The sequence below is a fragment of the Chitinophaga parva genome (assembly GCF_003071345.1).
GTDB lineage: Bacteria > Bacteroidota > Bacteroidia > Chitinophagales > Chitinophagaceae > Chitinophaga > Chitinophaga parva.
Genome location: NZ_QCYK01000002.1, coordinates 1,705,517 through 1,719,933 on the forward strand (window position 1 = coordinate 1,705,517; position 14,417 = coordinate 1,719,933).

General features: G+C 53.6%; 11 protein-coding genes. 3 read left to right on the forward strand and 8 right to left on the reverse strand.

Annotated features, from left to right (window positions below):
- Positions 1 to 24 precede the first annotated feature (24 nt).
- Entirely contained in the window at positions 25 to 801 is a 777-nt protein-coding gene (locus tag DCC81_RS17200; protein WP_108687819.1) for a C40 family peptidase, read from the forward strand.
- A gap of 310 nt (positions 802 to 1,111) precedes the next feature.
- Here the strand turns inward: DCC81_RS17200 and DCC81_RS17205 are convergent, their stop codons facing one another.
- The 3 genes from DCC81_RS17205 to DCC81_RS17215 all read right to left on the reverse strand — a co-directional run bounded on the left by DCC81_RS17205 (position 1,112) and on the right by DCC81_RS17215 (position 3,540).
- Positions 1,112 to 1,645, reverse strand: a complete 534-nt coding sequence (locus tag DCC81_RS17205; protein ID WP_108687820.1) for an inorganic diphosphatase — start codon at positions 1,643 to 1,645, stop codon at positions 1,112 to 1,114.
- A gap of 158 nt (positions 1,646 to 1,803) precedes the next feature.
- On the reverse strand, positions 1,804 to 2,283 hold the full coding sequence (locus DCC81_RS17210) for a DUF4878 domain-containing protein (protein ID WP_108687821.1): 480 nt from the start codon (positions 2,281 to 2,283) through the stop codon (positions 1,804 to 1,806).
- Positions 2,284 to 2,532: 249 nt separating this feature from the next.
- The gene (locus DCC81_RS17215) at positions 2,533 to 3,540 is read right to left on the reverse strand and encodes a PhoH family protein (protein WP_108687822.1); all 1,008 of its coding nucleotides are present in this window, start codon (positions 3,538 to 3,540) and stop codon (positions 2,533 to 2,535) included.
- Between the two features lie 640 nt (positions 3,541 to 4,180).
- On the opposite strand from DCC81_RS17215, the gene DCC81_RS17220 reads away from it, so the two are divergent.
- On the forward strand, positions 4,181 to 7,198 hold the full coding sequence (locus DCC81_RS17220; RefSeq protein WP_165806624.1) for a PAS domain-containing sensor histidine kinase: 3,018 nt from the start codon (positions 4,181 to 4,183) through the stop codon (positions 7,196 to 7,198).
- Positions 7,195 to 7,614, forward strand: coding sequence for a response regulator (locus tag DCC81_RS17225; RefSeq protein ID WP_108687824.1), 420 nt, complete (start codon positions 7,195 to 7,197; stop codon positions 7,612 to 7,614). The genes DCC81_RS17220 and DCC81_RS17225 overlap by 4 nt, the downstream gene beginning before the upstream one ends.
- A 78-nt stretch (positions 7,615 to 7,692) precedes the next feature.
- Here the strand turns inward: DCC81_RS17225 and rpe are convergent, their stop codons facing one another.
- The 5 genes from rpe to thrA form a co-directional block, all read right to left on the reverse strand.
- Positions 7,693 to 8,361: a ribulose-phosphate 3-epimerase gene (gene rpe / locus DCC81_RS17230; RefSeq protein ID WP_108687825.1), complete on the reverse strand. Its 669-nt coding sequence runs from the start codon at positions 8,359 to 8,361 to the stop codon at positions 7,693 to 7,695.
- Between the two features lie 85 nt (positions 8,362 to 8,446).
- Positions 8,447 to 9,475, reverse strand: a complete 1,029-nt coding sequence (locus tag DCC81_RS17235; RefSeq protein WP_108687826.1) for a tetratricopeptide repeat protein — start codon at positions 9,473 to 9,475, stop codon at positions 8,447 to 8,449.
- A gap of 196 nt (positions 9,476 to 9,671) precedes the next feature.
- On the reverse strand, positions 9,672 to 10,973 hold the full coding sequence (gene thrC / locus DCC81_RS17240; protein WP_108687827.1) for a threonine synthase: 1,302 nt from the start codon (positions 10,971 to 10,973) through the stop codon (positions 9,672 to 9,674).
- Between the two features lie 14 nt (positions 10,974 to 10,987).
- Positions 10,988 to 11,923, reverse strand: coding sequence for a homoserine kinase (locus DCC81_RS17245; protein ID WP_108687828.1), 936 nt, complete (start codon positions 11,921 to 11,923; stop codon positions 10,988 to 10,990).
- 47 nt (positions 11,924 to 11,970) lie between these two features.
- Positions 11,971 to 14,412, reverse strand: a complete 2,442-nt coding sequence (thrA, locus tag DCC81_RS17250) for a bifunctional aspartate kinase/homoserine dehydrogenase I (protein ID WP_108687829.1) — start codon at positions 14,410 to 14,412, stop codon at positions 11,971 to 11,973.
- Positions 14,413 to 14,417 lie beyond the last annotated feature (5 nt).

The window sequence follows — 14,417 nt, forward strand, 5'->3', positions numbered from 1 at the left end:
TAAAAAAAAATTCAAACAATTAATATGCCATACGCCGTTACCATTGTGCCGGTATCGCCCCTGCGCAAGCTGGCCGCGCATACCAGCGAAATGATCTCCCAGTCACTGTTTGGCGATTGCCTGGAAGTGCTGCACGAAGCAGACAATGGATGGGTGAAGATCCGCCACCAGTACGATGGTTACGAGGGCTTCATCACAGCATCCCACATAGAGCCCGTTCCCCTGGATTACTACGAAGCCGCCCCCACCCACTTTACAGCCGGCTGGAGCAATACGGTTACCGTGAATGATCTGCCCATGCACCTGCCTTTTGGGTGTGTGCTAAAAACGGAGGAAGCTGTGACCTGGGGCCTCACCAGCATCCGTTTTAATGCAGCCCTGACCCTGCTTCCCAAACATCACCCCGGCAGTGAGCCTTTCCGCCAGCAACTGCTGGCATTCGCCCATGCTTACCTGAATACCGCTTATCTCTGGGGAGGCCGCACCGTATTTGGTGTGGATTGTTCCGGCTTCACGCAAAGCGTATACCGCGTGCTGGGCATTCCCCTCCTCCGCGATGCCTACCAGCAGGCCACCCAGGGCCAGGTACTGGACTTTCTCCAGGAGGCCCGCCCGGGCGATCTCGCCTTCTTCGATAACGCCGAGGGCCGCATTACCCACGTAGGCATCCTCCTCAATGACCACGAGATCCTCCATGCCTCCGGCAAAGTGCGTATAGACGCCATAGACACCCAGGGCATCATCAACGCAGAAACCGGTGTAAGGACGCACCAGCTGAGGATCATTAAGCGGTTGTTTTGAAAATCGTACAGCGTACAACGTACAGCGTACAACGTACAGCGTACAACGTACAGCGTACAACGTACAGCGTACAACGTACAGCGTACAACGTACAGCGTACCGGGAAGCGGAATACAGGCGGCGGGGTCAAAGAACAATCTATGGAGGCCAAGGTACAAATTAACCATCACATCCTTACTGCAGGGGCATTAAAGTAGGCTTAAAGATAAAGGCCGGAAGCGTTCTGATAACACTTCCGGCCTTCGTTATGTAGTACATTGTACGCTGTACGTTGTACGTAGTACGTTGTACGTTGTACGCTGTACAATTCCTAGAAATTCTCCTGGTACATCTTAAACGCGTCCAGCACGATCTGCTGTGCTTTTTCGCGGTTCTGGAACTCTTCTACCTTTACGGTTTTGCGCTCCAGCTTTTTGTATTCTTCAAAGAAGTGGCGCATTTCTTCCAGGAAGTGCTGGGGCAGTTCGCTGATGTCGTTGATATGGTTTACGCTCATGTCATTTGCTGCCACGGCGATCACCTTGTCATCTGCCTCGCCACCATCTACCATCTGCATTACGCCGATCACCTTGGCTTCGATGATGCACATCGGAACGCAGTCTACCTGGGAGATCACCAGGATGTCCAGCGGGTCATGGTCATCGCAGTAAGACTGGGGGATGAAGCCATAATTTGCAGGGTAGTATACGGAGGAGTAAAGTACGCGGTCCAGTTTCAGGAGGCCGCTTTCTTTGTCCAGTTCATATTTAGCGCGGGAGCCTTTCGGAATTTCGATGATAGCGTTCACGATCTTCGGGGCGTTTTCGCCCGGTGACACGCTATGCCATGGATTTGTCGTCGTCATCTAGTTACTATCGTTTAGTTAAATGTGTGTGTAACTCCTTTCGGAACCACTGCGGGTTGGCAAAAATACAGCAGCAGCTTGCAAAGAGTCGCAAAATTAAGCAACTCCAGCAGAATAGCTAAAAAAATATCAGCAGAAAGGGAAAAATAGTGAAATTTTTAGATGCCTTTGCCGGGAGCCGCTCCACTGGCGCTGTCGGCCGGGTAGGGGGCAGCCGCAGGTACGCTGTCATTGGGGCCGGCACCGGTAGAGGAGGGGATGATGCTTTCCAGGGTGAGGGAGATCTTCCACTGGCCGCTTTCCTTCACCAGGTTCAGGAGCTCTTCCTTTTTGGAGGAGGAATTGAGCACGGTTACCGTGGCCTGGTCGCCTTTCTCTTCGTGGTTCACGATGCTGATCTCAGCCTGGCGGATCTTTTCACGCTCGGCGGGGTTGCGGCGGTCATCAAAGATGGCGTAAAGGCTGATGACTTGCTGGGATTCCTTGGTGGCGTACTTTTTGGCCAGTTCAAAATTAGACTGCTGGATAGCGTGCATGAAGTTCAGCGCTACATCCTGCGGGGTCGCATGTTTGATACAACTGGTCAACAAAAGAAATACTGATACGAAGATAAAACTCAGATAAGGCCGGTAAGTCATGCGACAGCGTGATTAAATCACTTACAAAATTATTCAGAAAGATTGAAAAAGCAAAAGAATGCTGCAAGGCCGTTAAATTTGGCTACTAACGCCTGCTTTTGCCCGTTGTCCGTAATGTTGTGGCAGTAATAACGCGAAATAAAAGGTATTATTATTTGCGCTAATGTATTTCCCGGGAAAACAGACGGGTGAGCACCCTCCGTGCTAAAACAGGCCCGGAGCGGCATTCACCCGTTTGTAGTGGTATTACTACTCCGCCACTTTTTTAGCGCGGGGTACGTTTACATAAGGCCTGCCTTGTTCTTCTTCCTCTTCCTGGGCCTTGTCGTAGGCGCGGATGATGGATTTCACTAGGCGGTGTCTTACCACGTCTTCTTCATCCAGTTTCAGGTTGCCGATGCCGTCTACCCCGTTCAGGATGCGGCTGGCTTTTTCCAGGCCGGAACGCTGGTTCTTGGGCAGGTCTATCTGCGTCATGTCGCCGGTGATAATAGCTTTGGCATTGGCGCCTATACGGGTGAGGAACATCTTCAGCTGCAGGTCCGTGGCATTCTGGGCCTCGTCCAGGATGATGAAGGCATTGTCCAGCGTACGGCCGCGCATGTAGGCCAGTGGCGCAATCTCGATCACACGGTTGGTCATGAAGTAGGTCAGCTTATCTGCCGGGATCATGTCGTCCAGTGCATCATAGAGGGGGCGCAGGTACGGGTCGATCTTCTCTTTCAGGTCGCCGGGCAGGAAACCCAGGCTTTCGCCGGCTTCCACCGCGGGGCGGGTGAGGATGATCTTGCGCACGGCCTTGTTCTTGAGGGCGCGTACGGCGAGGGCCACCGCTGTGTAGGTTTTACCGGTACCGGCAGGGCCGATGGCAAACACGATATCGTTCTTGTCTACCAGCTGCACCATTTTTTTCTGGCCGGCGGTACGGGCCTTCACGTTGCGGCCATTCGGGCCAAACACCAATACTTCGTTAGGATTGCGGTCGCGGAAGCTGTCTATGCTTTCCTCATCGTTCAGGATCTGTTCAAAGTAGTTCTCACTGAGATTGCCGTTGCGTTCCAGGTACTGCACGATCTGGTTGATCTTTTCACTGGCGGCGTTCACTTCTTCTGCCGATCCGGATAATTTGAGCTGCGTACCGCGGGAGAGGATTTTAAGTAAGGGAAACTTTTTCTTCAGTAAATCCAGTTTTCCGTTGTTGACACCAAAAAACTCAATGGGATTAATACTGTCCAGGTTAATGATAGATTCCGTCAACGGTAAGAGAGTTTAAATAATGAATAAGGTGGAGACGCCTCTGAGCTTGGGTGGCGCCGTACCTGGCTACGCTGTAACAATAATACCAGGAACGGGGTGTACCGGCTTTCAGCAGGCATCATTCAGCGCCTGGTTGGCTGAGGTCCTGCCGCCTGGTGTCATCACCAGGCTTGCGCAAGCTAAGGCGTAACACAGGGCGGTTAAAGCTTCCTGCCAGGTGTTACCGTAATTTACATGCAAAAAGCTTGCAAATCATGTTAAAAAATAGTTTCCAGTTAACTATTTACGCACAAATGTGGAAAAGAAGACAGGCGCGTTTTAGTTGCCGCTCTCAGAACCCATAATAATTAGTACTTTCATCCTCAGATTTTTATGATTGTTGATATTAATTCCATGACTTTTGAGTACAATCCGCTATTAATGAATTGGTTGTAGCGGACCTAAGCTATGCTGCTGCCTTTGCCGCTTTTCCCAGCGTCCTAACTGGTGTGTGTTTACGGCAACCTACCGGCTCCGGTATCCCGAACCGGCCCAAAGATATCGAGATTTAGCTATTCGGAATGGCAGACGGGACAATTTTCTACAAGTCGTTGGAAGTAAGTAATATATTAATTATTTTTATGATCTCTTACATATGCCTATGAACATTGCGATGATGAAGCAAGTCCTGGACGTGATCCGGGACCCGGTGGCGGTATATGATAAAAATTGCTGCCTGCTGGAAATGAATGCGGCATTCGGAGCGGAGATCCTAAAATATCAGGGCATTGCATTACAAAAGGGCGACAGCCTCCGGGCATTGGGAAACAGGATCCCACTGTTCGGCTACGAAACCCCCGACTGGCAACGCGCACTACTTGGAGAGTCATTTCAATATGTAAAGAGTGCGCGCCTGCCGAACCTGGCAGCCCCTGCACATTTTGAGATCAGCTTCAAGCCGTTGGTAAGCGATAGTGGGGAAGTACAGGCCGCCTTTTTTGTCTGCCGTAATATCAGTAATGAACTGAATTACGCACGTGACCTGCGCCGGTCAGATATTCAATTACAAAGCATCCAGCAAGCTATCAATAGCTGTGCGCTGGTGCTCATGCTCGATATTAACTGGCAGATCCTCTCTGCCTACCCCCACGCGTGCGTAATGCTGCAACAGCCGGAACCCCTGCTGCGTGGCCGTAACTTTGCAGAAATGACGGGTCTTTCCGCCCGCGAAGAATGGCCGTTGGCAGACCAGCAACTCCGGGCCGGCCAAACCTGGCGCTCAGAACTGAGATATACTTTACAGGACCGCAAAGAGATCTGGATAGACGTGTCCATCACCCCTGTGACGGACGAACGTCGCGCCGTGACCGGCTATGTGGCCCTGGGCTTTGACGTGACCCAGCGCAAGCAACAGGAAATACAGATCCGGGAAAACGAAAGCTTCTTCCGCGAAGTATTGGAAAAACTGCCCATTGGCCTGCAGGAATTCAGCCCGCAGGGCCTCAGCATTGATATGAACACCGTACAGCGCGGCATCTGGGGAAAAGACCACCCCATCATGACCCAGCCAGGGTACAACCTGCTGAGTGATCCCTACTACCAGCGCAATGGCCTGTGCGACCTGTTCCTGGAAGTATTGCAACGCAAGGAAGCAGTGAAAAAAGAACTGCTGCTCAAATACAAGGAAGAGCAACAAGGCAGCATCACCCGCGTATCACCGGCTTATTATGAAGCCACCGTGTTTCCAATCCTCAATGAGCAGCAGGAAGTCTCTTTCCTCTTCCTCATCCTGGACGAGATCACAGATAAAAAACTGGCCAAGATAGCCGTGGAGAAGAACCAGCGCCTGTTGGACAATATCATTGAGAACCTGCCCATGGGCTATATCCAGTTCGATAATTTTGGCTTCATCCAGCGGGTCAATCAAAGCCAGCGCTCCTTCTTTAATTCACCCTCCGTGGACAATCCCGCGGAACATTATAACATCCTCAGCGACCCCTTCTCCCGCCTCTTCCAGCTGGACAATCTCTTCATGGAAGTGCTGCAGAAGAACCGCATGATCCGTACGGAGAAAAAACTGGATTTTTCCCGCGAACAGAAATGGACCAATGTGCGCCGCGAGGTGTACATAGACATGACAGTGTTCCCCGTGGAAGACCCGGTGGATAAGGACCTGATCGTGGTGGCGCTGATGAACGACGTGACCGAAAAGAAACGCCAGGAAAGCGAGAACACCAAATCACAGGAATTGTTGCTGCAAACCGGCGAGATCGGGAAAATAGGCGGCTGGGAACTGGACGTGCGCAAGAAATACCTGCGCTGGAGCGATGAAACCTATAAGATCCACGAGATCCCGCTCTACCCGCCCATTACTTTTGCCCGCCTGCAGGCTTTTTATGATGAGGAATCGCAGGCATTGCTGCTCAGCATGCTGCGGGATATTATCCGTGGTAAAAAGCCGAACGACGTGCAGCTTACGCTCCGCACCTCCCGCGGCAATACCAAGCGGGTACGCGCCATAGGCCGCCCCGTGTATGAGAACAACAAACTGGTACGCATATACGGCGTGGTGCAGGACATCACGGAACAATACCAGATGCGCGGACAGCTGACCCGCAACCAGGAAATGATGCGCCTCTTCTTTGACGCCATCGACATGGGCTATGCCGCAATAGAAGATGACGGCCGTGTCACATACCTGAACCGCAAGGCCCAGCAGATCATCCGCCGCAACGTACGCACCGAAAGCAACATCTTTGAACTGTTCCCCTGGATGGTGAACACCACCTTCCATGCAAGGCTGAACGAGGCCATCAACCGCCGCGTCTCCCAGTCGTTCAACGGTTACTTCCAGCGCGTCGACCGCTGGTACGACTTCCTCATAGCGCCCATGCGCGAAGGCGGCGTGTCCGTGTTCTTCCGCGATATTACAGACAGCAAGAAAATGTCTAAAGAACTGCGGCGCGCCAATGAGCAGCTGAACGGGCTCAATAAGAACCTGGTGAAGCAGAACCGGCAGCTGGAAGAATTTGCCCACATCACCTCGCACAACCTGCGTGCGCCCATTGCCAACCTGAAGGCGTTGATGCAGATGCACAACGAAGCCTCCGCGCAGGCGGAGCGCGACCTGTACCTGGGCATGCTGCACGAGGTGATCAAGAAAATAGACGAAACCCTCAACGACCTGGTGGAAGTAGTGCAGATCCGCAAGGACGTGAACGTGGAGCGGGAATGGCTCAATTTTGCCGACCGCGTACAGCACCTGAAAGAGATCCTGTATATGGACATTGAGACCAGCGGCATGCAGCTCACCACGGACTTTGAAGAAGCCCCCGGCATTGAATACCCGAAAGTGTACCTGGACAGCATTATCCAGAACATGATCACCAATGCCATCCGCTACCGCTCGCCGGAACGCCCGCCCAAGCTGCATTTGAAGGCTACCCGGGAAGAGGAGTACGTAGTGCTCACGGCGGAAGACAATGGTATTGGGATAGACATGGACCGGTTTGGCAGCAAGTTATTTGGCTTCCGGAAGACCTTTCATAAGAACAAAGACGCCAAGGGCATCGGGCTGTTCATTACCAAGAGCCAGGTAGAAGCCATGGGCGGCAGCATCCGCGCGGAGAGTAAGTTAGGTGAAGGAACCAAATTTATCATTACATTTAAGGCCGAATGATCCCTATTATGAGCATGAAGGCCTTTAACATGATATTTATTGTAGACGATGATCCTATTCACCAGCAGATCTCACAGATCATGCTGGAACGCCTGGGCGTTGCTAAAAAGATCATGAAGTTCTGTGATGCGGAGGAAGTGCTCACCTATCTCAAGGCCCATCTCACGGAGGCGTCTGCCATGCCGGACATTATTCTCCTGGACCTGAACATGCCGGTAATGGATGGCTGGGATTTTCTCAACGAATACGCAAACCTTTACCAGAAGATCCCGCACAGCGTGCGCATTTACGTACTTACCTCTTCCATTGATGAGAAGGACAAGGAGCGCGTAAGCCAATATCATTTTGTGAACGGCTACCTCACCAAGCCGCTGGCGCAAAGCGTGATGATGAAATTGCTGGAAGAGGCGCAATAGGCGCAAGTTCTAAACGAAGATATTTTGTACTTAAAAAGTCCAATGCACGGTGGTGTATTGGACTTTTGGTTTTTTATGCTATTTCCCGGCCATGGCGGCCGCTTTCAATTCCGCAATCGCCTTCACGGGGTCCGGCGCGCCAAACACGCTGCTACCCGCCACCAGCACATCCGCGCCCGCGTGGATGATATCCGCGGCATTGTGGGCGCTGATGCCGCCATCTACTTCAATGAGGGCCTTGGCACCTGTTTCGTTGATCAGCTTACGGAGCTGGCGCAGCTTCTGGTAGGTTTGCGGGATGAAGGATTGCCCGCCAAAGCCGGGATTCACGCTCATCACCAGTATCAGGTCTACGTCTGTAATGATATTCTCCAGCTGGCCAATGGTGGTGTGGGGATTGATGGCCACGCCGGCTTTCATGCCCAGGTCTTTGATCTGCTGGATATTGCGGTGCAGGTGGGGACAGGTTTCATAATGCACGGTAAGGATGTCTGCTCCGGCTTTTTTAAAATCGGCGGCATACTTTTCCGGCTCCACGATCATGAGGTGCACATCGCAGGTTTTTTTGATCATCTTTTTCACCGCCGCAATAATGGGCATGCCAAAGCTGATGTTCGGCACAAAACGGCCGTCCATCACGTCCAGGTGCAGCCAGTCGGCCTCACTGTTATTGATGATGTCCACCGCCTGCGCAATGTGCAGGAAATCCGCTGCCAGTAAGGAGGGCGCTATATAAGGAGTGCTCATGGTCAGAATAGTAAGCTTGGTTTTTAGAAACAGTTATACAGCAAGTTAACGATCTCGCGGTTAAAAAAGGTGGCCTGTTCCTGATTTATCCATGTAAACGGTCCAGCGCGGCCTGTGCCTCAGGGAAAGACTTTTTGAAAGACAGCGCTTTCCGGTAGTCTTCTTTGGCGGCCGCACTGTTACCCAGTTTTTCTTCACAGGCGCCCCGCAGGAAGTAGGCATCCGCGCTGGTAGGATGCGTCCTGGCGGCCATGCTGTAATAGGTAACGCCTTGTTTCCACTGGCCCTGCAGGCGGGCTATATCGCCCAGGGCAAAGTAGGCATTGGTATATTCCGCATCCGTTAGTATGCATTGTTTGTAGGCTTCAACAGCAGCGGCGTAATTTTTTTGTGCCTGGTAAAAATCACCGGCGGCCATCATGGGGTCACCGCTGGTAGGATCCAGCTGGGCGGCCTGTTTGTAATAGCTGATTGCTTTGGGATTGTGCTGGGCGGAGAGCAGGTCGCCCAGTTCCATCACGGCATCAAACTGTGGGTTCTTGCCAGCCGCCAGGATGGCCTCCGTGAGGTATTGAATGGCCATGGCCGTGTCTTTTTGTTCTTCTGCCACGCGTGCCCGCAGGTAGCCGGCTTTATCCCTGGAATGCTCATCCCTGGCCAGTTCCGTGATAGCGCTATCTGCGCTGGTGTATTGTTTGTTTTCAATGAGCGCCAGTGCCAGGCGGTATTTTAAGTAATAATCATTTGGGGAGATATGCAGGGCCTGGCGGAAGTAGCCGATGGCCTTTGGGTATAATGAATTATTGATCGCAGCCTCGCCGGCGGCAGCAGGAAAATCTGCTATGCGCGGATTGAGGCTGGTGGCCTTTTCCAGGTCGGCCAGGGCCAGGGCAGGCTGGGTGTTGAACAGGGCCAGTCCGCGGCGGTAATATAAAGAAGAAGCAGTGGGAAACATTTTAATAGAATCCGTAAGCGGTGCCACATCCGGCGCATACAGCGCAGAATCAATGGTGCCGGGTGCGGCGGGTGTGGCAGTTGTTTCAGCTGGCTTTTGCCTGGTCTGGCAGGCGGCCAGTAAGAGCAGCAACGGTAATACGCGGGGGATGTATTTCATAGGCCGTAAAGCTAGTGAGAAAGGTTGATTTTAGGAAAGGGGATGGCAGCGGTGAATACCCACGCCATGGGCGTTCGCGAAAAATTAAGTACTGGATGGAGAAAATTTTCACACCGGTGGCCAGGGCGGCATAACATAAAAGCTGCACCGGTTTTACAGGTGCAGCTTTTGTGATAATGTAGCATACAAAAACCTGTTATTGTGCCAGCAGCCAGCTTTTCAGCGCGGCGTCGTCTGCGGGCAGCAGGGTGCTTTGTTTGGCTTTGGAAAACAGTTCCCGTACGCGCTCCGGTGTTACAATGCAGGGTTGTAACGAGGGGGGGGCTGTATCGGCAAACTTGACCGGGTGGGCGGTTTCCAGGAATACGCCGGTAAAGTCTGCGTGGTCTGCCAGGTATTTTTTCAGGCCCAGGTAACCTACGGCGCCATGCGGGTCCATCATATAGCCATCTGCTTTGTACACGGCTTCCATGGCGGCTACGGTGGCGGCATCGTCAAAGCTGTAACCGGTTAGTTTGGACGTGAGGGCCGGGAAACTTTGCTGGAACAGTTCCAGCACGCGCACAAAGTTGCTGGGCGCTGCCACGTCCATGGCATTGCTCAGGGTGGCAATGGCGGCGGCGGGTTTGTACTCGCCGCTGTGCAGGTAGCGGGGTACGGTGTCATTCACATTGGTGGAGGCGATGAAATGGTCAATGGGCAGGCCCAGTACCGATGCCAGGATGCCGGCGCAGATATTGCCAAAGTTGCCACTGGGCACGGAGAAGGCCAGCTTTTCCTTGCCCTGCGCCTTCAGTTGTTTTACGGCCAGGAAGTAGTAGAACATCTGGGGCAGCCAGCGGGCCACGTTGATGGAATTGGCAGAAGTAAGCAGCACATGTTGTTGCAGTTCCGTATCCAGGAAGGCGCTCTTCACCATGCGCTGGCAATCATCAAAGGTACCCTGCACTTCCAGGGCCCTGATGTTGCCACCCAGGGTGGTGAGTTGTTTTTCCTGCAGGGTGCTCACCTTACCGGAAGGGTAGAGGATCACTACATTAATGCCGGGTACATTGTAAAAGCCTGCGGCCACGGCGCCGCCGGTATCGCCGGAAGTGGCCACCAGTACGGTTACCGGGCGCTTGTCATTGCGCAGCACATAACCCAGGCAGCCGGCCATGAAGCGGGCGCCCACGTCCTTAAACGCGAGGGTAGGGCCATGGAATAACTCCAGCGCATATACGTTTTTTTCCACGGCATGCACCGGGAAAGGAAAGCTCAGGGTATCTGCCACGATCTTGCGCAGCACGTTTTCAGGGATCTCATCGCCCACGAAGGGGGCAATGATGCGGTAGGCAATTTCATGATCGCTGTACTGGCCCAGGTTTTCCATGAATTCCTTGCCCGGCGTGGGCAGGGATGCGGGGAAATACAGGCCGCGGTCCGGCGCCAGGCCCTGTACTACGGCGTCTGCAAAAGATACTTTCCGGGAATGGTCATTTAAGCTATAATACTGCATGTCTGTTCTTGTTTTTAAAAGGGCACCACTCTTGTGCCCTGGGTGCTGATGGGCGATACATAGATCCTGTAATCCACGCCCAGCGGCGCATACACTTCGTTCATCACGGCCTGTACCTGCCGGGCGGTAGCCTCCCCGCGGCTCAGCATGAACACGGAAGGACCGCTACCGGAAATGCCGCCACCCAGGGCGCCGGCTTCCTTGCATTTGCGCTTCAGCTCCTGGAACGCGGGGATGAGGATGGAGCGCACCGGCTCCACGATCACATCTTCCAGGGAGCGGGAAATGAGGCCGTAGTCTTCCTGGTAAAGGCCCGCCACCAGTGCGGCCACATTGCCCCACTGCTTGATGGCGTCTGTCATGAGCACCTTCTGTTTCAGGATGGCGCGGGCATCGGAGGTCTTTACTTCTATCTGTGGATGGATCACCGTGACCCACAATTCCTTTGGGGTGTGCAGGGCGGTAATGTCCAGCGGCTGGTAGCTGCGCACCAGGGTGAAGCCGCCCATGATGGCCGGTGCCACGTTGTCTGCATGCGCGGCGCCACTGGCCAGGCGTTCCCCTTCCATGGCAAAACGGATGAGTTGCTTGTTGTCATAAGGCCTGCCAAAGAGCTCATTCATACCCACGGCTGCCGCTGCGCTGCTGGCGGCACTGGAGCCAATGCCGCTGCCGGGGGCAATGTTCTTGAATATCTCCATTTCCACGCCGGCATCCGGCTGTTCCAGCTTTTTGAGAAAGTGCTGGGCCACTACGCCACACACATTCTGCGAAGCTTCCAGTGGCAGGTCTGCCCCATGATTGGCCAGGATGCGGATGCCTGGTTCACTGCTGCGGCGCAGGATGATCTCATCGCCGGGGGCGTCAATGGCGAGGCCTATTACGTCAAAGCCACAAGCCACATTGGCCACTGTGGCGGGAGCGAATATTTTAATACAGTCTGCTTCCATCGGCTGGATTGTTAGATTGTTAAATGGTTAGATTGATACGTTGTCATTTATCTCGCCGTACGGATAATGTCTGCAAAAATGCCCGATGCGGTGACGTCTGCCCCTGCGCCGGCGCCCTTTACAATGAGGGGCTGGTCTGCGTAGCGGGTGGTGGTAAAGAGCACAATGTTGTCTTTGCCCTGCAGGTTGTAGAAAGGATGGTCCGGGCCTACCGATTGAAGGCCTACAGACGCTTTACCATCTTCATACGATGCCACGAACTTCAGGCGCTTGCCTTCTTTTTCGGCGGCTTCGCGGAGGCCATTGAAATGGCTGGCAAATATATCCAGCTGGTCATAGAAGGCCGGCACGGAAGGTGCATGCAGCGCGGCTTCCGGCAGGAAGGAGTGGTTGATGATGTCTTCCATTTCCATGCGGGCACCGCTTTCACGGGCCAGGATGAGGATCTTGCGGGCTACGTCCACGCCGCTCAGGTCTATACGCGGATCGGGCTCGGTGTAGCCTTCATCCTGTGCGGCCTGCACCACGTTGCGGAAGCTGGCATTGCCCACAAAATGATTGAACACAAAATTGAGGCTGCCGGAAAGTACAGCCTGGATCTTTTTTACCTGGTCACCACTACGCACCAGGTCGTTCAGGGTGTTGATCACCGGCAGGCCTGCGCCCACATTGGTTTCAAAGAGGAAAGAAGCGTTGAACTGGCGGGCCAGTTCCTTGAGTTGTTTATAATTGGCGTAGTTGGAAGAGCAGGCAATTTTATTGCAGGTCACCACGGAGATGCCGTGTTGCAGGAACTCGCTGTATACCCTGGCCACGGAGGCACTGGCGGTGTTGTCTACAAATACGCTGTTGCGCAGGTTCAGTTTTTTTACTTGCTGCACAAAGGCGTCCATGTCCATGCGCTCACCGCTTACCAGGGCATCCCGCCATTCGCCGGAGGCGATCCCTTTTTCCCGGAAGGCCATCTGCTTGCTGTTAGCCACCCCTATCACGCGGATGTGCAGGCCCAGTTCTGCTTCCAGGTAGTGGTGCTGTTGCTGCAGTTGTTCCAGCAGCTTGCTGCCCACGTTGCCCACACCGGCTATGAACAGGTTCACCTGCTTGGTGGGTGTTTCAAAGAAGGCTTCGTGCAGCACGTTCAGCGCTTTCTTAATGTCGTTCTTATTAATAACGGTGGAGATATTTTTTTCCGTGGAGCCCTGTGCAATAGCGCGGATATTGATCCCGTTGCGGCCCAAAGCACCAAACAGTTTGCCGCTGGTGCCGTGGTGGTTCTTCATTTTATCGCCTACTACGGCAATGATGCTCAGGTCGCGCTCCACGATGAGGGGCTCTATTTTCTTTTCATGGATCTCCTGCCCAAACTCGCTGTCCACCGCGGCTTTGGCCTTCAGCATGTCTGCTTCATGGATGCCCACGGTGATGGAGTGCTCGGAAGAGCTTTGCGTGATCAGGATCACGTTAATGCGGGCATGCAGCAGCGCATCAAACAGGCGCTTGCTGAAGCCGGGAATGCCTACCATGCCGCTGCCTTCCAGGGTAAGCAGCGCAATGTGCTGGATGCCGGAAATGCCTGTTACCGGGAAGTTACGCTCGGTGCTGTTCTGTATCAGCGTGCCATGATCGGCAGGGGCAAATGTATTTTTGATCCAGATGGGAATGCGTTTGTTCATCACCGGCTGGATGGTGGGCGGGTAGATCACTTTGGCGCCAAAGTGGGAGAGCTCCATGGCTTCTTCATAAGAGATGTGGGCAATGGGCAGGGCCTGCGATACCAGGCGTGGATCGGCGGTCATCATGCCGCTTACGTCCGTCCAGATGTCCAGCAGGTCTGCATTTACCGCGGCGGCTACGATGGCGGCCGTGTAGTCAGAGCCCCCGCGGCCCAGGGTCGTGGTCTCACCTTCGGCGGTAGCGGCTACAAAGCCCGGCATTACCACGTATTCCACGGTACTGGCGGCAAAGAACTGCTGCATTTGATGGTTGGTGGCCAGGAAGTCTACCTGCGCATTGCCAAAACGGTCATCGGTGATGATCACTTCACGGCTGTCTTTCCACGCGGCGGAAAGGCCCAGTTGTTTCAGTTTTTCTGCCAGCAGGTAAGACGACATCAACTCTCCGAAGCTCATGATCTTGTCCAGCGAACGTTTTGAAAGTTCACCTACCTGGAAAATGCCGTCTGTCAGGGTTTCCAGGGCATTCAGTCTTTTTTTTACCTGGCTGATAAGGCCACTGTGTACGGTGATAGGGAAGAGGGTGCGGATGGTATCGAGGTGCAGGGTTTCAATATCCTGCAGCACGGTTTTATAGTTTTCCTGTCCTTTGGAGGCCAGGGTGCCGCATTGGATCAGTTTATCGGTAACGCCGCTCATCGCGGAAACAACAATGGCATAACGGCCAGCGGGTTTGTGCTGCTGGAGGATATGGCACACCTGCTCGATGGCCTTTGCGCTACCTACGGAGGTACCGCCAAATTTTAGTACTTGCATGTTTG